Source organism: Brevundimonas diminuta (assembly GCF_050310045.1).
Taxonomy (GTDB): domain Bacteria; phylum Pseudomonadota; class Alphaproteobacteria; order Caulobacterales; family Caulobacteraceae; genus Brevundimonas; species Brevundimonas diminuta_F.
Map to the genome: position 1 here is coordinate 1,446,932 of NZ_CP190005.1, position 22,859 is coordinate 1,469,790.

At 65.8% G+C, this 22,859-nt stretch carries 25 protein-coding genes; 8 read left to right on the plus strand and 17 right to left on the minus strand.

All coding sequences use genetic code 11. From position 1 onward, the window contains the following. Positions 1–64 precede the first annotated feature (64 nt). From eno to lipA, 5 genes are all read right to left on the minus strand, one after another. Positions 65–1,342: a phosphopyruvate hydratase gene (gene eno / locus ACORJG_RS07025; protein WP_427792677.1), complete on the minus strand. Its 1,278-nt coding sequence runs from the start codon at positions 1,340–1,342 to the stop codon at positions 65–67. A 167-nt stretch (positions 1,343–1,509) separates the two neighbouring features. After that, positions 1,510–1,692, minus strand: coding sequence for a 50S ribosomal protein L32 (gene rpmF / locus ACORJG_RS07030; protein ID WP_427792679.1), 183 nt, complete (start codon positions 1,690–1,692; stop codon positions 1,510–1,512). A 148-nt stretch (positions 1,693–1,840) separates the two neighbouring features. Continuing rightward, complete coding sequence (locus ACORJG_RS07035; RefSeq protein ID WP_427792680.1) at positions 1,841–2,962, minus strand: NAD(P)/FAD-dependent oxidoreductase; 1,122 nt, start codon at positions 2,960–2,962, stop codon at positions 1,841–1,843. Positions 2,963–2,966: 4 nt separating this feature from the next. After that, on the minus strand, positions 2,967–3,419 hold the full coding sequence (locus ACORJG_RS07040; protein ID WP_313041122.1) for a type II toxin-antitoxin system RatA family toxin: 453 nt from the start codon (positions 3,417–3,419) through the stop codon (positions 2,967–2,969). 4 nt (positions 3,420–3,423) lie between these two features. After that, positions 3,424–4,398: a lipoyl synthase gene (gene lipA / locus ACORJG_RS07045; RefSeq protein ID WP_003164870.1), complete on the minus strand. Its 975-nt coding sequence runs from the start codon at positions 4,396–4,398 to the stop codon at positions 3,424–3,426. A 215-nt stretch (positions 4,399–4,613) separates the two neighbouring features. On the opposite strand from lipA, the gene ACORJG_RS07050 reads away from it, so the two are divergent. Then, positions 4,614–6,170, plus strand: coding sequence for an AMP-binding protein (locus tag ACORJG_RS07050; RefSeq protein WP_427792991.1), 1,557 nt, complete (start codon positions 4,614–4,616; stop codon positions 6,168–6,170). 84 nt (positions 6,171–6,254) lie between these two features. Beyond that, on the plus strand, positions 6,255–6,665 hold the full coding sequence (locus tag ACORJG_RS07055; protein WP_427792682.1) for a DoxX family protein: 411 nt from the start codon (positions 6,255–6,257) through the stop codon (positions 6,663–6,665). Positions 6,666–6,686: 21 nt separating this feature from the next. On the opposite strand, the gene ygiD is transcribed toward ACORJG_RS07055, so the two are convergent. The 4 genes from ygiD to ACORJG_RS07075 form a co-directional block, all read right to left on the minus strand. Further along, positions 6,687–7,442: a 4,5-DOPA dioxygenase extradiol gene (ygiD, locus tag ACORJG_RS07060; RefSeq protein WP_427792684.1), complete on the minus strand. Its 756-nt coding sequence runs from the start codon at positions 7,440–7,442 to the stop codon at positions 6,687–6,689. Between the two features lie 4 nt (positions 7,443–7,446). Next, a complete protein-coding gene (wrbA, locus tag ACORJG_RS07065) occupies positions 7,447–8,049 on the minus strand; it encodes an NAD(P)H:quinone oxidoreductase (protein WP_427792685.1) in 603 nt (200 codons plus the stop codon). Positions 8,050–8,140: 91 nt separating this feature from the next. Next, positions 8,141–8,605 (minus strand): hypothetical protein, encoded by a 465-nt coding sequence (locus ACORJG_RS07070; RefSeq protein ID WP_427792686.1) that lies wholly within the window; start codon positions 8,603–8,605, stop codon positions 8,141–8,143. Further along, positions 8,602–9,468: a D-alanyl-D-alanine carboxypeptidase family protein gene (locus tag ACORJG_RS07075; protein ID WP_427792687.1), complete on the minus strand. Its 867-nt coding sequence runs from the start codon at positions 9,466–9,468 to the stop codon at positions 8,602–8,604. The genes ACORJG_RS07070 and ACORJG_RS07075 overlap by 4 nt, the downstream gene beginning before the upstream one ends. 115 nt (positions 9,469–9,583) lie before the next feature. On the opposite strand from ACORJG_RS07075, the gene ACORJG_RS07080 reads away from it, so the two are divergent. Genes ACORJG_RS07080 through ACORJG_RS07090 form a run of 3 tightly spaced genes read left to right on the plus strand, consistent with a single transcriptional unit; the run spans position 9,584 to position 12,429 of the window. Then, a complete protein-coding gene (locus ACORJG_RS07080) occupies positions 9,584–10,969 on the plus strand; it encodes an MFS transporter (protein ID WP_427792688.1) in 1,386 nt (461 codons plus the stop codon). Next, on the plus strand, positions 10,970–11,758 hold the full coding sequence (gene mazG, locus ACORJG_RS07085; RefSeq protein ID WP_427792689.1) for a nucleoside triphosphate pyrophosphohydrolase: 789 nt from the start codon (positions 10,970–10,972) through the stop codon (positions 11,756–11,758). Beyond that, a complete protein-coding gene (locus ACORJG_RS07090) occupies positions 11,755–12,429 on the plus strand; it encodes an HAD family hydrolase (protein WP_427792690.1) in 675 nt (224 codons plus the stop codon). The genes mazG and ACORJG_RS07090 overlap by 4 nt, the downstream gene beginning before the upstream one ends. Here the strand turns inward: ACORJG_RS07090 and ACORJG_RS07095 are convergent. From ACORJG_RS07095 to glmU, 8 genes are all read right to left on the minus strand, one after another. After that, a complete protein-coding gene (locus ACORJG_RS07095) occupies positions 12,413–12,604 on the minus strand; it encodes a DUF6898 family protein (RefSeq protein WP_427792691.1) in 192 nt (63 codons plus the stop codon). The two genes, ACORJG_RS07090 and ACORJG_RS07095, sit on opposite strands and share 17 nt — an antisense overlap. After that, positions 12,601–13,827, minus strand: a complete 1,227-nt coding sequence (gene hemA / locus ACORJG_RS07100) for a 5-aminolevulinate synthase (RefSeq protein ID WP_427792693.1) — start codon at positions 13,825–13,827, stop codon at positions 12,601–12,603. Before hemA ends, ACORJG_RS07095 begins: the two co-directional genes overlap by 4 nt. A gap of 329 nt (positions 13,828–14,156) precedes the next feature. Continuing rightward, on the minus strand, positions 14,157–15,053 hold the full coding sequence (mmsB, locus tag ACORJG_RS07105; protein ID WP_427792695.1) for a 3-hydroxyisobutyrate dehydrogenase: 897 nt from the start codon (positions 15,051–15,053) through the stop codon (positions 14,157–14,159). 85 nt (positions 15,054–15,138) lie between these two features. Continuing rightward, positions 15,139–15,882: a class I SAM-dependent methyltransferase gene (locus ACORJG_RS07110; RefSeq protein WP_427792697.1), complete on the minus strand. Its 744-nt coding sequence runs from the start codon at positions 15,880–15,882 to the stop codon at positions 15,139–15,141. A gap of 94 nt (positions 15,883–15,976) precedes the next feature. Beyond that, positions 15,977–17,374, minus strand: a complete 1,398-nt coding sequence (gene gor / locus ACORJG_RS07115; protein ID WP_427792699.1) for a glutathione-disulfide reductase — start codon at positions 17,372–17,374, stop codon at positions 15,977–15,979. 157 nt (positions 17,375–17,531) lie between these two features. After that, the gene (gene rpiA / locus ACORJG_RS07120) at positions 17,532–18,218 is read right to left on the minus strand and encodes a ribose-5-phosphate isomerase RpiA (RefSeq protein ID WP_427792700.1); all 687 of its coding nucleotides are present in this window, start codon (positions 18,216–18,218) and stop codon (positions 17,532–17,534) included. Continuing rightward, positions 18,215–18,886 (minus strand): hypothetical protein, encoded by a 672-nt coding sequence (locus ACORJG_RS07125; protein ID WP_427792702.1) that lies wholly within the window; start codon positions 18,884–18,886, stop codon positions 18,215–18,217. Before ACORJG_RS07125 ends, rpiA begins: the two co-directional genes overlap by 4 nt. Positions 18,887–18,892: 6 nt before the next feature. Beyond that, positions 18,893–20,263, minus strand: a complete 1,371-nt coding sequence (glmU, locus tag ACORJG_RS07130; protein WP_427792703.1) for a bifunctional UDP-N-acetylglucosamine diphosphorylase/glucosamine-1-phosphate N-acetyltransferase GlmU — start codon at positions 20,261–20,263, stop codon at positions 18,893–18,895. A 75-nt stretch (positions 20,264–20,338) separates the two neighbouring features. Between glmU and ACORJG_RS07135 the strand changes: the two genes are divergently transcribed. From ACORJG_RS07135 to ACORJG_RS07145, 3 genes are all read left to right on the plus strand, one after another. After that, entirely contained in the window at positions 20,339–21,028 is a 690-nt protein-coding gene (locus ACORJG_RS07135; protein WP_427792705.1) for an HAD-IA family hydrolase, read from the plus strand. 65 nt (positions 21,029–21,093) lie between these two features. Further along, complete coding sequence (locus ACORJG_RS07140; RefSeq protein WP_427792707.1) at positions 21,094–21,426, plus strand: DUF2834 domain-containing protein; 333 nt, start codon at positions 21,094–21,096, stop codon at positions 21,424–21,426. Between the two features lie 102 nt (positions 21,427–21,528). Beyond that, the gene (locus ACORJG_RS07145) at positions 21,529–22,818 is read left to right on the plus strand and encodes a dicarboxylate/amino acid:cation symporter (protein ID WP_427792709.1); all 1,290 of its coding nucleotides are present in this window, start codon (positions 21,529–21,531) and stop codon (positions 22,816–22,818) included. Positions 22,819–22,859 lie beyond the last annotated feature (41 nt).

A 22,859-nucleotide genomic window follows, 5' to 3' on the forward strand; every position in this document is an offset into this window, starting at 1 on the left:
CCGTAATTGCGAACGCCGCCCCCGAAGTTCGGAGGCGGCGCCCGGCACATCTTCGTGATGAAGCCTATTTCAGCAGCATGCCGTCGCCGAAATAGGCGGCCTGATCGCCCAGCATCTCTTCAATGCGCAGCAACTGATTGTATTTGGCCGTCCGGTCCGAACGGGCCAGGGAGCCGGTCTTGATCTGACCGCAGTTGGTGGCCACGGCCAGGTCGGCGATGGTCGAGTCCTCGGTCTCGCCCGAACGGTGCGACATGACGGCGGTGTAGCCCGCGCGATGGGCCATATCGACGGCGTCCAGCGTTTCGGACAGGGTGCCGATCTGGTTGACCTTGATCAGGATGGAGTTGGCCAGGCCTTCGCCGATGCCTGCGGCCAGACGGCGCGGGTTGGTCACGAACAGATCGTCGCCGACCAGTTGCACGCGGTCGCCCAGACGGTCCGTCAGCAGCTTCCAGCCGTCGAAGTCGTCCTCGGCGCAGCCATCCTCGATCGAGACGATCGGGAAGCGTTCGACCAGATCGGCCAGATAGTTGACCATGCCCTCGGCGTCGAAGGACTTGCCCTCGCCCGCCAGTTCATACTTGCCGTTCTTGAAGAATTCGGTCGAGGCGACGTCCAGCGCCAGATGGAAGTCCTCGCCCGCCAGATAGCCGGCTGCCTGACCCGCCTTGGTGATGAAGGTCAGGGCTTCATCGGCCGAGGCCAGGTTCGGGGCGAAACCGCCTTCGTCGCCGACGTTGGTGTTGTGGCCTGCATCCTTCAGCGCCTTCTTCAGGGCGTGGAAGATTTCGGCGCCCATCCGCAGGGCTTCCGAGAAGTTCTCGGCGCCCGTCGGCATGATCATGAATTCCTGGATGTCGATCGGGTTGTCGGCGTGGGCGCCGCCGTTGATGATGTTCATCATCGGCGTGGGCAGGATACGGGCCGAAACGCCGCCGATGTAGCGGTGCAGCGGCAGACCGGCCGAGATGGCGCTGGCCTTGGCCACGGCCAGCGAGACGCCCAGCATGGCGTTGGCGCCCAGGCGCGACTTGTTCTCGGTGCCGTCCAGTTCGATCAGGGCTTCGTCGATGCGGCGCTGGTCCTCAGCGTCCATGCCGGACAGAGCGTCGAAGATTTCGCCGTTGACGGCGTCGACCGCCTTCTCGACACCCTTGCCGCCCCAGACGTCCTTGTCGCCGTCGCGCAGTTCGACGGCTTCGTGCGCGCCGGTCGAGGCGCCCGACGGCACCGCCGCGCGGCCGAAGCTGCCGTCTTCCAGGGTCACGTCCACTTCAACCGTCGGATTGCCCCGGCTATCGAGGATCTGGCGGGCGATGATGTCGACGATATCGGTCATGAAACTCTGCGCTCTGACTGAGTTGGGAAAGGTGGGGCCGGTTTAGACCAGACCTGCTGGAATCGCCACAGGCGAAGCTGCGGCGGCATATGCGAAAAACGGCGCGCGAGAAGCTCGCGCGCCGCTGAATCTTGCGCCCGGCCGAAGCCGGATCGCCAGAGGAAGACTTAGTCTTCCTGCTGGGTCAGAACCTGACGGCCGCGATACATGCCGGTCTTCAGGTCGATGTGGTGCGGACGACGCAGTTCGCCGGTGTCCTTGTCTTCGACATAGGTGTTGGCGCCCAGGGCGTCATGAGCACGACGCATGTTGCGACGCGAGGGAGAAGTTTTGCGCTTCGGAACGGCCATGTCCGTCTCAATCTCTAAGTCGGTGCGCCGGTGAAGACGCGAAAACAACAGCGGCGGCCCCCCGATAAGAGCCGCCACGCGAGGGCGGGCTTATGCATGAAGACGCAACCGATTTCAAGGGTCTCGACGCAGACTGACAGAACAGGCGTCAAACCCCCTCTGTCAGGCTTTGCGCCACGGCCTCGCCGATGGCCAGCGAACTGGTCAGGCCGGGACTTTCGATGCCGAAGAGCGCCATCAGCCCCTCCATTCCGTGATTCGCCGCGCCATGAAGCTGGAAGTCCGGCTGCGCTTCGCCCGGCCCATGCAGCTTGGGCCGGATGCCCGCGTAGTCGGGCGTCAACCGCTCGACCGTCACACCCGGCCAGAAACGGCGGATATATCGGGCGAACTCTTCGGCCTTGGCTGGGTCGACGGAATAGTCCTCGGTCTCGACATAGGTCAGATCGGGGCCGAACACGCCCTGCCCGCCCAGATCCTTGCGATAATGGGTGCCCAACGCGCCGGGAATCGGCGGCGGATAGATCAGGCGATTGAACGGCGCTGCGCCGGTCAGGCGGAAATAGATTCCCTTGCCCAGATGGCGCGCCGGAATATCGGCGGCGGGATAGCCATCGATTCGCGCCGCAACGTCCTGAGACGACAGGCCGGGCGCTGTGACCAGAAGGCGGCTGGTCAGCGTCATCGCCCCTTCCCCGCCCACGCGGATCGAGAAGCCGCCGCCCGGCAGGGCTTCCGTCCCCTCGAACGGCGCCGAGATGACGACCGCGCCGCCCGCGTCCTCGATCTCGCCCTGTAGCGCCAGCATGTAGCCGTGACTGTCGAACACGCCGCTCTCGGGCGACAGGATGGCGGCGTGGGCGTTCAGTTCAGGCTCCAGCGTCCGCGCCTGCGCGCCGGTCAGGTGCTCAAGGTTTTCGACGCCATTGATCACGGCCTGCTGGAAAATGGCCTCGATACGTTCGACCTCGGCCTCTTCGGTCGCAACGACCAGCTTGCCGCACTTCCAGTGGTCAACCTTGCGGCTCTCAAGGAAATCGTAGAGGGCGCGTCGCCCCTCGACGCAGAACTTCGCCTTCAACGAGCCGGTCGGATAATAGAGTCCGCCGTGGATCACCTCGGAGTTGCGCGAGGAGACGCCCTGACCGATGTGCGGCTCCTTTTCCAGCACCAGCACCGTCAGGCCGCGCCGCGACAGCGCCCGCCCGCAGGCCAACCCCACAGCCCCCGCGCCCACGACCGTCGCATCGAAGTCGAAAGGCGCGCCCATGGTTCTACCTCTTGCCGTAGAGAGCCTTGGCCCGGCTCTCGAAACACTGGATCAGCTTGTCGACCGCCCGGTCGAAGTTCGCCTGAAGCATCATGTCCAGCATGCGCGACTTGAAGGCGAAGTCGATGGAGAATTCCAGTCGCGTCCCCTGCGGATGCGGATGGAACTCCCAGCGGTTCTTCAGGTGTTTGAACGGGCCGCGGATCAGACCGACCTCGACCTTGGGCGCATGAACGTCGTGACGCACCCAGGTCGAGAATTTCTCGGTCAGGAAGGCGAAGCCGACCCCGGCCTCTGCATCCAGCAGATGCACGCCCGGCGCCTCGTCCCGCACATTCCAGACGCGCATCGACGTGATCCACGGCACGAAGTCGGGATAGGCGCGCACGTCCGCCACCATGGCGGCCAGTTGCTCGGGCGCATAGGGCAGGATGCGCGTTACACGGTGGACAGCCAAAGGATCAGCGGCCGTTCCGGGACGACAACTGGGCCTCACGCGCCGCCCGCAGCCGGGCGAAGTCGTCGCCTGCGTGGTGCGACGAGCGCGTCAGCGGCGACGACGACACCATCAGGAAGCCCTTGGCCCGCGCGATCGCCTCATAGGCCTTGAACTCTTCGGGCGTGACGAAGCGGTCGATGGCGGCGTGCTTGCGCGTCGGCTGCAGATACTGGCCGATGGTGATGAAGTCGACGCCGGCGGAACGCATGTCGTCCATCACCTGCATGACCTCTTCCTTGGTCTCGCCCAGACCGACCATGATGCCGGACTTGGTGAACTGGTTCGGGTCGCGCTCCTTGACCATCTGCAGCAGTCGCAGGGAGTGGAAGTAGCGGGCGCCCGGCCGGATCTTCAGATAGAGGCGCGGCACCGTCTCGAGGTTGTGATTGAAGACGTCGGGCGTGGCGTCGATCATCACCTCGGCCGCGCCGTCCTTGCGCAGGAAATCAGGCGTCAGAATCTCGATGGTGGTCTTGGGCGCCTGAATACGGATTTGGCGCACCACTTCTGCGAAGTGGGCGGCGCCGCCGTCGGACACGTCGTCGCGGTCCACCGAGGTGATGACGACGTGGTTCAGCTCCATCTGGGCCACGGCCAGACCGACCTTGGCCGGTTCTTCCGGGTCCAGCGGTTGCGGCAGGCCGGTCTTGACGTTGCAGAAGGCGCAGGCCCGCGTGCAGGTGTCGCCCATGATCATCAGGGTGGCGTGCTTCTGGCTCCAGCATTCGCCGATGTTCGGGCAGGCGGCCTCTTCACAGACGGTGTGCAGCCCCTTGGAGCGCACGATGTCCTTGGTCGCATTATACTGGCCTGAGCCAGGCGCTTTCACGCGCAGCCAGTCAGGCTTTTTCAGAACCGCCGATTCCGGGCGATTCTGCTTTTCCGGGTGACGAAGCTCGGACGGCTTCTTCTGCAGGGTGTCGATAAGCGTGACCATCGCCGCCGGTCTGGCTCCTGTTTCGGAAGGCGTCCCAATTCTTGAGGCTATGTCGGACTTCCGGGTGGCAAACGCAAGGCACAGACGGTTTCAGTCCGGCATCGGAACAGCCTCACGCGACGTTACGCATCTTTTCAAGGCGCCCTTGCGTCACTAGGTTCCGGCCTCTTAACCAAGAGAGCCGCCCCAGAGCTCTCTGAAGGAGGACGTGCTTGCTGCGAGCGGCCCTGGACCCTGCGGTCTATGAAGAAACCCTGTTCGACGCGCTGATCGACGCGCGCGCCCGTTACGGCGACAAGGAGATTCTGGAGGATCAGGATCGCCACCCCCTGACCTACACCGGCCTGATCCGCGCCGCCTTCGTGCTGGGCCGCAAGATCGCCAGACTGACGAAACCGGGCGAGCGTGTCGGCGTGCTGCTGCCGTCCAGCGCGGGCGTGGTGGTGACTTTCTTCGCCCTGCACGCCTTCGGGCGGGTGCCGGTGATGCTGAACTTCACCTCGGGCGAAGCCAATCTGAAGGCGGCGCTGAAGACGGCAGGCGTGAAGAAAATCCTGTCCGCCAAACGCTTCGTCACCCAGGCCAAGCTGGATGATCTGATGGAGGCTCTGGGTGAAGTGTCCGAGGTTGTCTGGCTGGACGACATCCGCAAGACCATCGGTTTGGCGGACAAGATGTTCGGCCTCAGCGCGGGCATCGCGCCCCGTCGTTTCAGGGTGAAGGCGGACCCGGATTCGCCGGGCGTGGTGCTGTTCACCTCGGGCAGCTTCGGCGCGCCCAAGGGCGTGATGCTGAGCCAGAAAAACCTGGTCGCCAATGCGCGTCAGGTCGCGGCCCATATCGATCTGGATCCCGACTGGGTGATGTTCAACCCGCTGCCGACCTTCCACTCTTTCGGCCTGACCGGCGGGGTCATTCTGCCGCTGCTGCAGGGATTGAAGGCGTTCCAGTATCCCTCGCCGCTGCACGCCAAACAGATCACCGACCTGTTGCCCAAGGTGAAGGCGTCGATCCTGTTCGCCACGGACACCTTCCTGAACCAGTACGCCCGCGTCGCTGAACCGGACGACTTCGCCACCCTGAAGTTCGCCGTAGCGGGCGCGGAAAAGGTGCGCGAAGAAACCCGCGCCGCCTTCGACGCCAAGTTCGGCGGCCTGACCCTGCTGGAAGGCTATGGCGCGACCGAGGCTGCCCCCGTGGTGGCCGTAAACCACCCGGACCGCAACCGGCCGGGCACAGTGGGTCAGATCCTGCCGGGCATGGAATACCGCATCGAGCCGGTCGAAGGCATCGAGGTCGGCGGTCGCCTGTTCCTGCGTGGCCCCAATGTGATGGAAGGCTATATCTCGGCGCACGACCCGGATGATCTGGAGACTTTGGCCGACGGCTGGCACGACACGGGCGACATCGTCGACATCGACGCCGAGGGCTACATCACCATTCTGGGCCGGGCCAAACGCTTCGCCAAGATCGGCGGCGAGATGGTGTCCCTGACTGCGGTGGAGGGTATGGCGGGCGGTGTCTGGCCCGACGGCCGCCACGCCGTCGTCGCCGTGCCTGACAGCAAGAAGGGCGAACGACTGGTGCTCATCACCGATGTCGCTGACGCCGACAGCGCCCGTCTGTCCCAGTGGGCCCGCGACAACGGCGCCCCCGAACTGGCCGTGCCGAAGAAGATCATCAAGGTCGCCGCCCTGCCCGTTCTGGGCACGGGCAAGGTCGACTATGTGACCATCCAGAAAATGGCTGAGGATGAAATGAAAGCGGCGTGACAAGACGCTTGCCGTTCGGCGCAGGCGCCATACCCTCGGCTGTCCGGTCCCGCCTGCGGGACGTCACGGTCGAGGAGGCGCTGCATGGCCCGACGTTCAACATCCCTGGCCGCCTGGGAACCGCATTTTCTCAGCCTGCTGAGAATCGTCTCCGGCTTGCTGCTGCTTCAGCATGGGGCGCAGAAGATTCTGGACTTCCCGCCGGGCGCCAACGGCGGAGTGGTCGATCTGTCGACACTGGCGGGCTGGTCCGGGCCGATTGAACTGGTCGGCGGCGTGCTGATGGTGCTGGGCCTGTTCAGCCGCCCGACCGCCTTCATCCTGTCCGGCTTTACGGCGGTGGCCTATTGGATGGTTCATGCGCCCAAGAGCCTCTACCCCATCATCAACGGCGGTGAGCTGGCGGCCCTTTACTGCTTCGTCTTCCTGTATCTGGTCTTCGCCGGGCCGGGGCCGTGGTCGCTGGATAACGCCCTGCGCGGCGGCCGCCGCTAGAGCAGGTGATGCGGCGTCCGGTCAGCCGACCCGGACGCCCGTCATCGATATCGAGCCGCCGTCGATCACATCATTGAAGAAGCGCACCGGCTCGCCCGGCGTCTGCTGGGCGGCGACATAGAGCAGCGGCAGGTAATGCTCGTCCGTCGGTACGCTGAGCTGCGCCTGCTCGGCCAGATGCACCCAGTCGATCAGGGCCTCGTGGTCGCCCGCCATGAAGGCGCGCTTGACCGCTTCATTGAAGCCGACAGCCCAGTCATAAGGCTCGCCGCCCGCGCGCTTCCACGTCCGCAGATTGTGCACGAAGTCGCCTGAACCGGCGACAATGACGCCTTCGTCCCGCAGGGGGCGCAGGCGCTTGGCCAGTTCATAGTGGGCGCGGGCATCCAGGGTGCGGTCCAGCGACAGCTGCACCACGGGAACATCCGCATCAGGCCAGACATGGGCCAGCACGGACCATGTCCCGTGATCCAGTCCCCACTGCGTCGTCTGCACGGCGCCGGTCAGTTCCGCCACCCGGCCCGCCAGTTGCGGCGAACCGGGCGCAGGATACTGCATGGCGTGAAGTTCAGGCGGGAAACCTCCGAAATCATGGATGGTTTCCGGCTGATCCTGCGCCGTCACGCCCAACCCGCGCGTCTCCCAGTGGGCTGAGACCATGACAACGCCCTTCGGCTTGCCGACCTCATCGCCCAAGGCGCGCCAGGCGTCCGCGAAGGGACCGCCCAGAGCATTCATGGGCGAGCCATGACCAAAGAAGAGTGCGGGCTGGCGCATGATCCTAACCGTGCAGTTTCTTCGCGATTTCCGCGATGTGTTTGCCCTGATAGCGCGCGCCGTCCAGCTCGGTTTCGCTGGGCATCCGTGAGCCGTCCGAGGCGGTGATGGTGCTGGCGCCATAGGGCGAGCCGCCGGTGATCTCGTCCAGACGCATCTGGCCCGCGAAGGCGTAGGGCAGACCCGCCACCACCATGCCGTGGTGCAGGAAGTAGTTGTGCAGACCGGCGAAGGTCGTCTCCTGCCCGCCGTGCTGGGTGGCCGAGGCGGTGAAGGCGCCGCCGACCTTGCCCAGCAGCGTTCCTTGCGCCCACAGGCCGCCGGTCTGATCCAGGAAGGCCCGCATCTGCGCCGCCGCCGTGCCGAAACGGGTGCCCGCGCCCAGGATGATGGCGTCATAGTTCGCCAGATCGGCCACGGCCGCGACCGGCGCGGCCTGATCCATCTTATAGCCCGAGCTACGGGCCAGATCTTCCGGCACGGTTTCCGGGACGCGCTTGATGTCCACCATGGCGCCTTCGACCTGACGGGCGCCTTCTGCGACAGCCTCGGCCATGCGTTCGATGTGGCCATAGGTCGAGTGGTAAAGGACGAGAATCTTGGGCATCACGGCTCCGGCTGAAACTGAAAAGACGCATACAGCAACTGCATCGGTGCCTGATTTAGCGCTGTGCTGCGGCGCCGCAAGTCCCTCCCCTTCAAAAAACCGACAGGCCGATCGGGCAGACGCGCTGATAGAAGGCCGGATCGGCTGGAACACGCGCGCCGCGTGACAGCAGAAAGCGATGCTCGACCACCATCGCCTGCTGTTCGATGTTCAGCCCGCTCCACTCGCAGCGGTCATTGACCGGATAGGCGTAGGTGCCAGGACCATCGCCTGCCTTCAGCTTGGCGGTCAGCAGGTTGACGCCGTTCTGCGCCTGCCAGACATGGACCAGTTCGTGGATGAAGACCGCCTGCGTCCTCAATGGCGCCTGCGACAGATCCGGCGTCAGCGTCACCCTGGGCCAGACGATCCAGTCGTGTCCGAACCAGCGCCCGGGCACGAAGGCCCGATTGAACGGCCAGGGCGAGCCGATGAAGCGGATATCGTCCAGAAACAGCTCGCGCCCGAACACCTCGCGCGCCAACTCTGCTTCGCCGCGCGCCAAAGGCCGGATCATCGGCCGACATACTCCCAGTGCCACGGTTCATAGACATAGGGGACGAAGCCGAACCGCCCGGCGTTCTTGACCAGCCAGCGATAGGTCGGCGTCTGGCTCATGTAGCGACGACTGTGCGCGTCGGTAGAATCGACCCCCATGCCCTGCAGATGGCCGACATAGAGATCCACCGCCGTGCCGGTCCGGTGCGGCGAACAGACCGCCCGCCGCAGACCGTCGCAATTGCCGTCACGCGCGCACCGGGCGGCGTCGGCCTCCGGGTCACGGAAGGAAGAAAAGACGCGCAGCAGTTCCGGCTCGGCCGCGATCTGCGGAACCTCAACGCGGGCCGCCGCCGCCATGGCGCGATAGGCGTCCAGCACGTCGCGACGCAACAGGCGCGTCAGGCGCTCGGCGTGCTCCTCGCCTGTCGTCAGATAGGCCAGATCTGCGACGGGTGGCGGATCGGGGCATTCCCCCCTCACCCGCGCCATGACGAAGGGGCGCCGCTCCTGCCACAGACCGCGCAGCACCTGAAACGTCGGCTGATCGAACCGCCCGCTGGCCGTCAGTCCATACCGTCCCTGAAAGGCCGCCAGCGCCTCGGCGAACCCCGCCGAAGTCGGGTCACAGGGCGAGCGAACCTCCTGCTGGATCAGCGGCACATAGGTTTCCCAGCCCAGTTCGGCCGGTCCGAACGGGCTCCATTCCAGCGCATACAGGGATATGGCGTTCGCCTCGGCGACATCGCTCCACGCTCCCGGCGCGCGGTCACAGATCTGGGCGCCCTGCGCATCGGCGCGCGCCTGTCCGGCGAAGGCGGCGATGGTCACGGCGGCGAGAAGGCAGGCGGACGCTTTCCACATCATCGCAGCAGGCCCCATGATGAGAGTCGCCGCAACCCCTGAGACGTGCTGTATCGACGCCCTTCGCGCCGCCATCGAAAACCGGCATGGTGATGTCTGCGGCCGACTCGCGCCGTGATCGGGCCGTGACCGCATGACCGCAAACGCCGCGCCTTCGTCCGCCATCGCCGCGCACGATGCGCCGCGCCGCTCCAATGCTGTTCTGGCCGCCTTCTCAGGCCCGTGCCTGCCGCTGGCGGCCTTCGGCGTCGCCCTGCCCGTCACCCTGCCGGAATTCTACGCCACCCATGTCGGGATGGAGATGGGCACGGTGGCCGCTGCCTTCATGGCGGTGCGTCTGATCGACATCCTGTTCGATCCCTTCATCGGCTGGGGCATGGACCGCACACGGACGCGCCTGGGCCGTTACCGCCCGTGGATGGCGGTGGCGACGCCGATCCTGATGCTGGCGGCGTTGATGATGTTCGTGACGGTCCAGCCGGGCGCCGGGCCGATCTATCTGTTCGCCTGGCTGCTGGTTCTCTACCTCGGCTTCTCGATGGGAACGCTGGGGCAGTTGGGCTGGGCCGCCGTGCTGGCGCCGCAGTATGACCAGCGCAGCCGCGTCTATGGCTGGTGGCAGGTGTTCAACATCATCGGCGTGATCCTGATCCTGATCCTGCCGACCATCGTGGTGAAGACGGGCGTCGGCAGCTATGTCGACGGCGTTCGCATCATGGGCTGGGCCATCATTATCGCCCTGCCCCTCACCATCGGCCTGGCCATGGTCGCTGTGCCCGAGCCGGTCAACGCGGGCGCCGCGCCGCATGGCGGGCCCAGCGCCTATCTGGCCCTGTTCCGAATGAAGACGGTTCGAAAACTGCTGATCTCGGACCTGCTGCTGGGTATTGCGCCGGGCATCACGGGGTCGCTGCTGTTCTTCTTCTTCGGCCAGATCAAGGGCTACGACCACACCCAGGCGTCGCTGTTCATGCTGATCTACTTCATGGCCGGTCTAGTGGGCGCGCCCATCTGGGCCTGGCTGGCGACCAAGATCGGCAAGGATCGCGCCCTGGCCGTGGCCAGCCTGATCTTCGCCGTCTTCTATGTCAGTGCGACGCTGGTTCCCGGCGGCAACTTCGCCTTGACGGCGGTCGCCATGTTCATCGCCGGCCTGCCCTATGCGGCAGGGCTGTTCCTGCTGCGCGCCATGATGGCCGATGCGGGCGACGAGGTGCGACTGGAGACGGGCGTGGATCGCACCGGGCTGATGTTCTCCATCCTGTCGGCCACGACCAAGATGGGGCACGTCTTCGCCCTGCTGCCTTACGCCATCCTGCCTCTGGTCGGGTTCAAGGCCTTGCCGGGACCAGAGGGGAACAGCGAGTTCTCGCTGTTGATCCTGCAGATCCTGTTCATCGCCGTGCCGGGCCTGCTATTGGCGGCTACCGCCTGGGTGCTGAAGGGCTATCCCCTGACCGCTCAGCGGCACGATGAAATCCGCGCCGCCCTGGCGCAAAGAGACGCCGGACACGCCTGAATGACCCACCCTGTCGACCGCCTGAAAGACATCATGGTTCGCCTGCGCGATCCGAACGGCGGCTGTCCCTGGGACGTGGAGCAGACCTTCGCCACCATCGCCCCTTATACGATCGAAGAGGCCTATGAGGTCGCCGACGCCATCGAGCGCGGCGACATGGACGAGCTAAGGGTCGAACTGGGCGATCTGCTGTTTCAGGTCGTCTTCCACTCGCGCATGGCCGAAGAAGCCGGACACTTCCAACTGGAAGACGTGGCCGAGGCCATGGCTGACAAGCTGATCCGCCGCCATCCGCACGTCTTCGGCGACGAAGCCGCCAAGGCCACCGGCCCGGACCAGAAAGCGCGCTGGGAAGACATCAAAGCCGCCGAACGCAAGGCCAAGGAACAGCATGGCGTGCTGGATGACGTGCCGGTCGGCCTGCCCGCCCTGACCCGCGCCGCCAAGCTGACCAAGCGCGCGGGCCGCGTCGGCTTCGACTGGCCCTCGACCGACGAGGTGTTCGACAAACTGGCCGAGGAAGTCGAAGAACTGCGCGCCGAGATCGCCGCTGGTGACAAGGAGAAGGCGCGGGAAGAACTGGGCGACCTGCTGTTCGTCGTCGCCAACCTTGCCCGCAAGCTGGAGGTCGAGCCGGAAGACGCCCTGCGCGCCGCCAACGCCAAATTCGTTCGTCGTTTCGAGTTCATCGAGGCCGAACTGAAGAAAGACGGCCGCACGCCGGAGCAGTCCGACCTGCCGGAAATGGACGCTCTGTGGGACGCCGCCAAGGCTGCCGAACGGGCGTGAACAAAGGCCCGTTCGAACTCATCATCTTCGATTATGACGGGGTCATCGCTGACAGCGAGCTGTTGAACAATACAGTGATGGCCGAACTGCTCACCGAGATCGGCCTGCCGACGACGCTGGACGATGCGCTGGCGACCTATATGGGCAAACGCTGGCGGGACTGTGAAACCATCATCTCGACGCGGCTGGGCGCCCCATGTCCACCGGGCGTGCAGGCTGAATGGACGCGCCGGTGTCATGAACGCGCGCACCACGAGTTGAAGGCGGTGACAGGCTTCAACAGCTTCCTGGTCGGACGCAGGGAACCGCTCTGCATCGCCTCATCCAGCCCGCCGGACTGGATTGAGCTGGGCCTGAGCCGTTTTGGCGCCCATAATCATTTCTCAGGCTCGATCTTCAGCGCAGCCATCCACGTCAGCCGAGGCAAGCCGCACCCCGATCTGTTTTTCTATGCCGCTGACGCGATGAAGGCAGCGCCAGAGCGCACTCTAGTGATCGAAGATAGTCCGACGGGAGTCCTGGCCGGTGTTGCGGCAGGCATGACCGTGGTCGGCCTGTGTGCAGGCGGCCATATCCGCAGCGACCACGCTCAGAGTTTGCTGCAATCAGGCGCGCACCAGGTCTTTGATACATATGCTGATCTGGAAGAGTGGGTCAGCGTTGCGCGTTAATTAGCGTCCGCTTCAACTTGGCGATCGCCACCCGTTCGACAGCGCGCGGTTCAGCCGCCGGGCCGATGGCTGAGACTTCGACACCGCTGGCCGTGTGGATGGCGGAGCATTTCACATAGGCGCCGTTGCGAATGAACTCGACGATGACTTCGCCGAGTTCGGGGTCGCGCATCATGCGGCGACGGGACGCCGCGCCACGTTACAGTGGGACCACAGCTTGTCCATCGCCTCGACCAGCTTGTCGATCATGCCGTCATCGTGGTCCGGCGAAGGCGTGAAGCGCAGGCGCTCGGTCCCCTTGGGCACGGTCGGGTAGTTGATCGGCTGGACGTAGATGCCATGCTCTTCCAGCAGCATGTCCGAGATCAGCTTGCAGTGAACCGGATTGCCGACGTGAACCGGCACGATATGGCTGACGCTGGGCAGGACCGGAATGCCTGCCTCGGCCAGACGGCGCTTCAGGGTGGCGGCGCGCTCCTGATGGGCATGGCGCAGTTCCGGGTGCGCCTTCAGGTGGCGGACAGAGGCCAGAGCACCCGCCGTCAGGGCGGGCGGCAGGCTGGTGGTGAAGATGAAACCCGCAGCCCAGCTGCGCACCGCGTCCACGATCACAGCGTCGGCGGCGATATAGCCCCCCATGACGCCGATGGCCTTGCCCATGGTGCATTCAACAATGTCGATGCCATCCAGCAGGCCGTCCCGTTCGGCCACGCCCGCGCCGGTTTCGCCATACAGACCGACGGCGTGAACCTCGTCCAGATAGGTCAGGGCGCCGTATTTCTTGGCCAGGGCGATGGTGCCGGCGATGTCGGCGATGTCGCCGTCCATCGAATAGACGCTCTCGAAGGCGATCAGCTTTGGCGCATCGGCAGGCGCGGCGGCCAGCAGCTCTTCAAGGTGTTCGAGGTCGTTGTGGCGGAAGATGTGACGCTCGCCGCCGCCGTTGCGGATGCCCGCAATCATGGAGGCGTGGTTCAGGGCGTCGGAAAAGGTGATCAGACCGGGCAGGATCTTCTGCAGGGTCGACAGCGTCGCCTCATTGGCCACATAGCCCGAGGTGAACAGCAGGGCCGCTTCCTTCTGGTGCCAGCTGGCCAGCTCCGCTTCCAGATCGACGGCCGAGCGCGTGGTGCCCGAAATGTTGCGCGTTCCGCCTGCCCCGGCGCCCGCGCGCTCGACCTCGGCCTGCATGGCCTCGATCACCGCCGGGTGCTGGCCCATGCCGAGATAGTCGTTGGAGCACCAGACGACGACTTCCTGCTGCGTACCGTCCTCACGACGGCGCATCGCACGAGGAAATTGACCACGCGTCCGCTTCAGATCGGCGAAGACGCGGTAACGACCCTCGCTGCGGACCTGATCCACAGAGTTCTGAAAGGCGGACTTATAGTCGAACAAGGCGGCGCTTCTTTCGCGTGTGCAGCTTTGCAGGCCTAATTGCGCGCGCCGCCCTGCCTTGTCCATGTCAGGAGCCGGACAAAACGTCCCAACCCCTTAATTGATAACGGTTCTCAGCTTCACGAATGCCTCCGGTCGTCGGCCCTTCGGGACCTCCCGACCCGATGCGGGCCTGGGCGACCCTTTCCTCCCTGTCACGTAGCGATGGGGAGGTGGATCGGCGTTGCAAGGCGACGAGACGGAGGGGGCGTCTCGACGGCTGACGTTTGCGTCGCCCCCTCCACCACTCCGTGGTCCCCCTCCCCACAAAGTGGGGAGGAAAACAGCGGTCAGTTCAGCGTGTCGATGCGACCGCGTAGCATCTGAACCATGGCCGAGAAGTCCTTGCCGCCGTAGCCGAGGCCGTTGAACAGGGCGTAGAGGGCCTCGGCCTGCGCGCCCAGCGGGGTCGAGGCGCCCGCCTTGGCGGCGGCGTCCTGGGCCAGCTTCAGATCCTTCAGCATCATGGCGGTGGCGAAACCGCCTTGATAATCGCGGTTCGAAGGCGCGGCAGGGACCGGACCGGGCCACGGATAGTAGTTGCTGACGCTCCAGCACTGCCCTGAAGACTTGGAGGCGATCTCGAAGAAACGCTCCGGCTCCAGACCCAGCTTCTCGGCCAGGGCGATGGCCTCGCACGTGCCGATCATGGAAATGCCCAGCAGCATGTTGTTGCAGATCTTGGCGGCCTGCCCGGCGCCGTGGTCGCCCGCGCGGATGGTGATGCGGCTCATCGGGTCCAGACCCGCTTCGACCCGGGCGAAGTCGGCCTCGTCACAGCCGACCATGAAGGCCAGCGTCCCGGCGTCGGCGGCCGCCGTACCGCCGGAGACGGGAGCGTCGGCGAAGGCGTAGCCCGCCTCTTTCGCCAGACCGGCGACCTTGCGCGCCGTCTCCACGTCGATGGTCGAGCAGTCCAGCAACAGGGCGCTGGCAGGGGCGACGCCCAGAATCTGTTCCGAATAGACGCTGAGCACGTGCGGCCCGGCGGGCAGCATGGTTATGACCACCTCGGCGTCCTTTACGGCCTCGGCGACCGAACCGACGGGGCGGCATCCGGCCTCGGCGGCGCGTTCCAGCGCGGCGGGCGACAGGTCGAAGGCGGCCACGTCATGCCCGGCCTTGGCCTGATTGGCGGCCATGCCGCCGCCCATGTTGCCCAGACCGATGAAGGCGATGCGAGTCATCTGTGCGTTTCCCTTATGAATTTGCGCCGAGGGTTAGCGCCGCACGACCCGCTTCGCCAGTCACCAATTCGAGAAAGGCGCCGCCTCAGTTCGGCTTGCGGAAGCGATAGACGAACTGGTCGGTGCGGCCGCGGATGGCCTCGTCGAAGACGTTCAGGCTGTGGTCGTCGGCGGGGTTGGCGACGGCCTTGCTCTCTCCGTCGAAGACGAAGCCGGCGGCCTCGACCTCCTTGCGGAGCTGGGCGCCTTCGATGCGGTGCAGGGTTTCGACCACAGTGTTGGCGGCGCCGGGCGCGGCCTGATGGTCGATGACGACATAGAGGCCGCCGGGCTTCAGCGCCTTGAAGATGTCGGCGTTCATCTTGGACACGGTCACGCCGAAACGCGGGATGTGGAAGTCGTGGTATTCCTGGCTCATGAAGACCAGATCCAGCGGCTGGTCAAAGGTCATGGCGTCCAGATCGCCGTTGACGCGGCTGACGTTGGGATAGGCGGCGGCCAGGGCGTCGGCGCGCGGGTTCTCGCGCTCGGACGTGCGGTTCGGCACGAAGGCGTAGACGTGGCCGCCCTCACCCACCACACGCGCGAACAGGCGGGTGAAATACCCCGCGCCGGGGCGGATGTCGGCGATACGCTGGCCCGGCTTCACCTGAGCAAAGGCCAGCATTTCGGCAGGATGGCGCAGGGCGTCGCGCTCGACCTCATCGGCCGGGCGCAGGGCGTCGGCGACGGCGGCCTGATAGGCGGGCGCGGCGGCGTTCTGGGCAAGAACGGGCGCGGCGCTGAGGATGGCGGCGGCGACGACGGCGGCGAGCAGATGCGGCTTCATGATGAACTCCTGGATCTTGCGGCGCCCCGGTTGGGGCCTTCAGGCGGCATAAGGCGCGCGGACGGGACGGCTGGCAAGCCGCCCCGGCGTGCGATCAACCGGCGGACATGGAGGCCGGAACCTGCTTTTCCTTCAGCGTGACCAGTTCCTCGGCCATGGTCGGGTGAACGGCGCAGGTGGCGTCCCATTGCGCCTTGGTCAGGCCCGCCTTCACGGCGATGGCGGCCAGCTGGATCATTTCGGGGCTGTCCGGGCCGACGATGTGGCAGCCGACGACGCGCTGGGTTTCAGCCTCGACCACCAGCTTCATCAGCACCCGCTCCTCCGAACCGGTGAAGGCGTATTTCATCGGGCGGAAGCGGGTGACGTAGACATCCACCTCGCCCGGACAGGCGTGGCGGGCCTCAGCCTCGGTCAGGCCGACTGTGCCGACCGGCGGCTGGCTGAAGACGGCGGTGGCGACGGCTTCATAGTCGAAGCGCTGCGGATTGTTCTTATAGACGGTCTCGTGGAAGGCCACGCCCTCGCGGATGGCGACGGGAGTCAGGTTCATGCGGTCGGTGACGTCGCCGATGGCCCAGATGTTGTCGACCGTGGTCTTGGAATACTGATCGACCTTGATGGCGCCGTTGTCGTTCAGCTCGACCCCGGCAGCTTCGAGGCCCAGCCCCTTGACGTGGGGCGTGCGGCCGGTGGCGAACATGACCACGTCCGTCTCGATCTTCATGCCGTTTTCGAGGTGGTTGACCAGACCCGTTTCGGTCTTTTCGATCGAAGAATGCTGGCAGCCGAGAATGACCTTGATGCCGCGCTTCTGGATCTCGCCCGCCAGATGGGCGCGCACGTCATCGTCAAAGCCGCGCAGGATGTTGGGGCCGCGATAGATCAGGGTCGTCTCGACGCCGAGGCCCGCAAAAATGCCCGCGAACTCCACCGCGATATAGCCGCCGCCCACGATCAGGATGCGCTTGGGCAGTTCGGGCAGGTGGAAGGCTTCTTCCGAGGTGATGGCGTGTTCGATGCCGGTCAGGCTGTCCGGCTTCCACGGGCGGCCGCCGGTGGCGATCAGGATTTTCTCGGCGGTGATGGTGCGGCCTTCGCCCCCCTCCTTGGCGAGAATCTCGACCGTGTGGGCGTCCTTCAGGATGGCGCGGCCGTGGAGCAGATCGACGCCCGCCTTGGCCAGATTGGCGGCATAGATGCCTGACAGGCGGGCGATCTCGACGTCCTTGGCGTTCAGGAAGGTCGGCCAGTCGAATTTCGCGTTGTCGAAGGACCAGCCGTAGCCCTCGGCGATCTCCAGCGCGTGGCTGACTTCGGACGCCATGACCATGAACTTCTTGGGCACGCAGCCGCGCACGACGCAGGTGCCGCCGACGCGATACTCTTCCGCGACAGCGACCTTCTTGCCGCCCAGCGCCGTCAGCCGCGCCGCCCGCACCCCGCCCGAACCGGCGCCGATGACAAAGAGGTCGTAGTCGTATTGGGCCATCGGGCTCTCCGGCAGATCGGACTCAAAAAAAGAGAGTCCAATTCGTCTGAATCGTCTGAAATCCGCGCGGCTGAGCCGCAGCGCTGATCCGACTTAGGCGCCAGGGCGCGAGGGGGCAAGACGACGCCCCCTCTGGCCGGAACAAGCGCGGTTTAAATCAGGGCTGCATCGTCTCGACGCCCGCGTCCGTGCCGATGATGGCGAGGTCGGTCAGGTCGAGGAACAGGCCGTGTTCGACCACGCCCGTCAGGCTTTTCAGGTCGGCGGCGAGACGGGCCGGGTCGGCGATCAGCTTGCAGGCGGCGTCGTAAATCAGGTTGCCGCCGTCGGTGCGGATCAGGCCGCGCTCGGCCTCGCGCACGCAGGCGGGCGAGGCGATGTCGTGGTCGACCAGAACGTCGGCGATGCGGTTGGCCGTCGTCTTGTGGCCGAAGGCGACGACCTCGATCGGCAGGGGGAAGGATCCCAGGGCCGGGACCACCTTGACCGCGTCCGCGATGCAGATGCAGCGGGCGGACGCCTCCCACACCAGTTTCTCACGCAGCAGGGCCGCGCCGCCGCCCTTGATGAGGGCGAGGCCGGGGCCGATCTCGTCGGCGCCGTCGACGGTCAGGTCGATGCGGGGCGTGTCTTCCAGCGTCGACAGGGTCAGGCCCAGCTCGCGCGCCAGATCGGCAGTGCGCTCAGACGTCGGGACGCAGCGCAGGTCCGGCAGCTTGCGCGCCGCCAGCGCCTTGACGAACCAGGCGGCGGTCGAGCCGGTGCCCAAACCAACCACCATGCCGGCCTCAACGTGGGCGGCGGCGGCTTCGCCTGCGATCCGCTTGTGGTCTTCTGCACTCATGTCACTCTTTCCTTGATCAGGAGATTGCCGATTTCGGATCTCCAGACCTCCCAAAACGGTTCGGCGTCGGCCAGAACAGTCAACATCAACCGCATCTCCAGCGGCATGAAGAAGTCGTCGTCCGGCCAGATGAAGTGCCAGCCGCCCACGATCACATCGCCCGCCGCCTGATGAAACGGCGATGTCTCCATCCAGGCGTCTTCATAGTCCTGAGCCGCCGTCTCGGCGCGCGCCTGCGCATATCGCCAGCGTTCCAGGCCTAGCGATTTCAGCCAGTCGCCCACCCGCGCGTCCCCATAGAGACAGACGGCCTCGAACGGCGCCATCGTCCGGCCGGACATCGCATACAGGGGCGCCCCGTCACAGATGGTTTCAGCGAAGGGCGCAACGCGCTCAACCCTCAGGCCGTCGTCGCCCTGAACCAGACCGATCTCGAACAGGCTCCACGGATAGGAATGATCGAGACCGGCCCGGCGCAGGAAGTTTTCGTCAAGCGTCAGCAGGTGGTTAAAGCGGTTCAGGGCTGCGGCGCCGGGCGGCGGCCCGTTCGGGCGATCCTGCCGCTGGCCGCGCCAATAGCCGACACACTCCCCCGCTCCGTCCCGCGACAGGACGTGGTGCGGCCGCGCGAGACGACGACCCTCGGCCAGGAGAAGATCGAGAGGCATCGGTCTCTACTGTCCCTGACCAGCCTTCTTGGCGCGCATCATCGTCGTGAAGCGGGCGGCCCAGCCCGGCTTCGTCGTCTGTTCGGCGCGGCCCAGCGCCAGGTCTCCGGGCGCGACGTCTTTCGTCACCACCGAGCCGGAGCCGACCATGGCGCCCGCGCCGATGGTCACAGGCGCGACAAGGGCGCTGTTCGAGCCGACGAAAGCCCCCTCGCCCACCGTGGTGCGATGTTTGAAGAAGCCGTCGTAGTTGCAGAAGATCACGCCCGCGCCGATGTTGGCGCCCGCGCCCACTTCGCCGTCGCCGAGATAGGCCAGATGGTTGGCCTTGGCGCCCGCGTCCATGCGGACGTTCTTGACCTCGACGAAGTTGCCGACCTTGACGCCCTCGCCCAGGTCCGCGCCGGGGCGCAGGCGGGCGTAGGGGCCGACCTCGGCGCCGGTCGCGACCCTGGCGCCTTCGATGTGGCTGAAGCTGCGGATGCGCGCGCCCTCGGCCACCTTGGCGCCGGGGCCGAAGACGACGAAGGGCTCGATGGTCGCGCCCGCGCCGATGTCCGTGTCCCAGGCGAAGTGGACAGTGTCGGGCGCGCTCATGGTCACGCCCTGCGCCAAGAAATGCTCGCGCTGGGTCTTCTGGAACAGGGCCTCGGCCTGAGCCAGTTCGCCTTGCGCGTTGACGCCCATGACGGAGCCTTCAGCGGCGAAGACGGCGCGGGTCGGGGCGCCGCGCTTGCGGGCCAGCTCGACCACGTCGGTCAGATAGTATTCGCCTTTGGCGTTGTCATTGCGGACCTCGGCCAGCAGGTCGAACAGCAGGCCGACCGGGGCGGCCATCACGCCGGAATTGCAGGCGGTGACGGCCAGAACCTCGGCGGAGGCTTCCTTGGCCTCGGTGATGGCCAGCAGGCTGTCGCCCTCAAGGATCAGACGGCCGTAGGCGCCGGGATCGCGGGCCTCGAAACCGATGACGGTGACGCCCTCATGAGCATCAGCGAAGACCGGCTCGATGTCGGCGGCCTTCAGCAGGGGCACGTCCCCATAGGTGACGACCACATGGCCGACGAAATCGCCCAGCACGGCCTCGGCGGCGCGCACGGCATGGCCGGTGCCTAGCGGCGGATCCTGCACGGCGATGCTGTCGGCGCCGAGGCGTTTCTCGACGTGGACGCGGACTTCGGGCGAATGAGAGCCGACCACGACCACGATGCGCTCGCAGCCCAGGGCCTCGGCCGCGTCGATGGCGTGATCCAGCATGGCGCGCTGGCCGACCGGGTGCAGCACCTTGGGCAGGGGCGACTTCATGCGCGTGCCCTGACCAGCGGCGAGGATGATGGCGGCGCGAGGATGACTCTGGGGATGAGGCTGGCTGGTCATGAATCGATCCGGCGGCTTGTCGTTGCCTGCGATCTAGCCCATTGCCGAGGTCTTCGCGAGCCGGGAGACAGTTGAGTGAGCATTGAGCGCGACCTGGAAGGCTGGACCATCGCCTTCGATCTGGACGGGACACTGGTGGATTCGGCGCCCGATTTGATCGGCACGCTGAACCGGATGCTGGCGGAGTATGAGTTGCCGCCCGTGCCCATGTCCTCGACCCGGCATCTGGTCGGGCACGGCGCCATGGCCATGCTGCGTCACGGCTTCATGGAGGCGGGCGCCAGCTGGGACGAGGCCCACGCCCCCGGCCTGTTCGAGCGCTTCATCGAGGACTACACGGCCCACATCGCCGATGAGAGCGTCGTTTTCGACGGTTGCGTCGCGGCGCTGGACCGGTTGAGCGCGCGCGGGGCGATCCTGTGCGTGGCGACCAACAAGCGCACGGACCTGTCGGTCGCGCTGATCGAGGCGCTGAAGCTGACGCGCCACTTCGCTTTCATCGCTGGACCGGATGCCGTCTCGGCGCGCAAGCCCAGCGGCGCCCACATCATCGAGGCGGTTCAGAAAGCGGGCGGCGACCCGGCGCGCTGCGTCATGGTCGGCGACAGCACGACGGACACCAAGGCGGCCAAGGATGCGGGCGTGCCCTGCATCGCCGTCAGCTTCGGCTACAACGACGTGCCGCACGCGGAACTGGGCGGCGATGTCATGATCGACCACTATGACGAGTTCGAGGGTGCATTGGCCGCAGTGATGCGCGCCTGATTTTCATGCGGACAGCTTGAGCATAAAGGCGCATTGAAGACGTCTGCAGCGAGGCGAAGAACAGCATGAGCGCCAAGACCTTCTATCTGGCCATGGCCGTCGTGGGGACCGTGGTTCCCTGGCTGTTCTTCGGATCCTTCTTCGGGACGCATGGGCCCGATGTTCCGCTGTTTCTACAGTCGCTGTTCGCCAACGGCGCCGCAGGCGGGTTTTCAGCGGATGTGTTGATCTGCATCGGCGTCTTCTGGTTGTGGTCATGGCGGGATGCGCGCGCAAACGCGGTCGGGCGCTGGTGGCTGGTGCTTCCGGCCAGCTTCTGTGTCGGACTGTCGCTGGCGCTGCCGCTCTATCTGTATCTGCGTGAACCTGCGCCGCATGCAGATCGTCAGAAAAACTAACGCAGGCGATAGAACTTCTCAGCATCAATCGCGACCGCCGCTGTTGCCGTCCGAGCGCCCGGGAAACACATAGATCGACCCGTTCCTTGTCCCAGGGTCGTCATGCTTCGTCGCTTCTTCGCCATTCCCCTGTGGCAACGCACCGCCGCCGGGTTCGCCCTGGGCATCATCGCCGGGCTGATCCTGCGTGAGCAGGCGCCGGTCTGGCTGCAGCCGATCGGCGACGTCTATCTGAACCTGATCCGCATGGTTGTGGCGCCGCTGGTGCTGTTCACCATCGCCAGTTCGATCGCCAAGCTGGGCGAAGGGGTCGGCGCGGTGCGGCTGGGGGTGCGGACCATCGTCTGGTTCGCCATCACCTCCCTGCTGGCCGTGCTGGTGGGCTTCGCTTTCGGCCACATCATCAATCCGGGCGTCGGCCTGTCCAACCTGCCGCTGGGCGAGGTGAAGGCGCGCGAGATCCCGACGCCCTTGCAGGTGCTGCTGGGCGTCGTACCGACCAACCCCTTCGCCTCTCTGGCCGAGGGCAAGGTGCTGCAGATCATCTTCTTCTCGGCGCTGGTGGGCGCTGCGCTGGTGGCGCTGGGCGACCGGGCGCAGAACGCGCGCAGGCTGGTGGATGAGGGCGCGGCCCTGATCTTCCGTATCACCCGCTGGGTGATCCAGTTGACGCCGTTCGGGGTGTTCGGCCTGATCGGTTCGGTCGTCGGCGGCTATGGCTGGGAGGCGCTGCTGCCGCTGGGCAAGTTCATCTTCGCCATCTATGCGGCCTGCCTGTTCCACATCTTCGTCGTCTATTCGGGCCTGCTGAAGCTGCACGGGCTGAAGGTGGCCAGCTTCTTCCGCGGCGGCGCTGCGGCCATGCAGACGGCCTTCGCCACCTCGTCGTCGCTGGGCACACTGCCCGTCACCCTGCGCCAGACGGTCGAGCGGCTGGGCGTGCCGCAGGCCTATGCCGCCTTCGCCGTGCCGCTGGGCGCCAATGTGAAGATGGACGGGTGCGGCGCCATCTATCCGGCCATCGCCTCCATCTTCATCGCCCAGTATTTCCAGATCGATCTGACGCTGACGCAATATGTGCTGATCGGCCTGACGGCGGTGCTTGGGTCGCTGGGCACGGCGGGCGTGCCGGGCACCAGCATCGTCATGCTGACCCTGACGTTGTCGACCGCCGGCCTGCCGCTGGAAGGCGTCGGCTATATCATCGCCATCGACCGCATCATCGACATGATGCGCACCGCCACCAACGTCACCGGCCAGATGGTCGTGCCGGTCCTGGTCGCCAAGGAAGAAGGCATCCTGAATCAGGACATCTATGACGGCCACGTCGCCTGGCTGCCCGGCGATCCTGAAGATGAAACCCCTGAAGGCGCGCGGGCGGCAGGGATCTGAGCCCGCGACCTGCAACGGACGGGATGATCCGGCATAAAAAA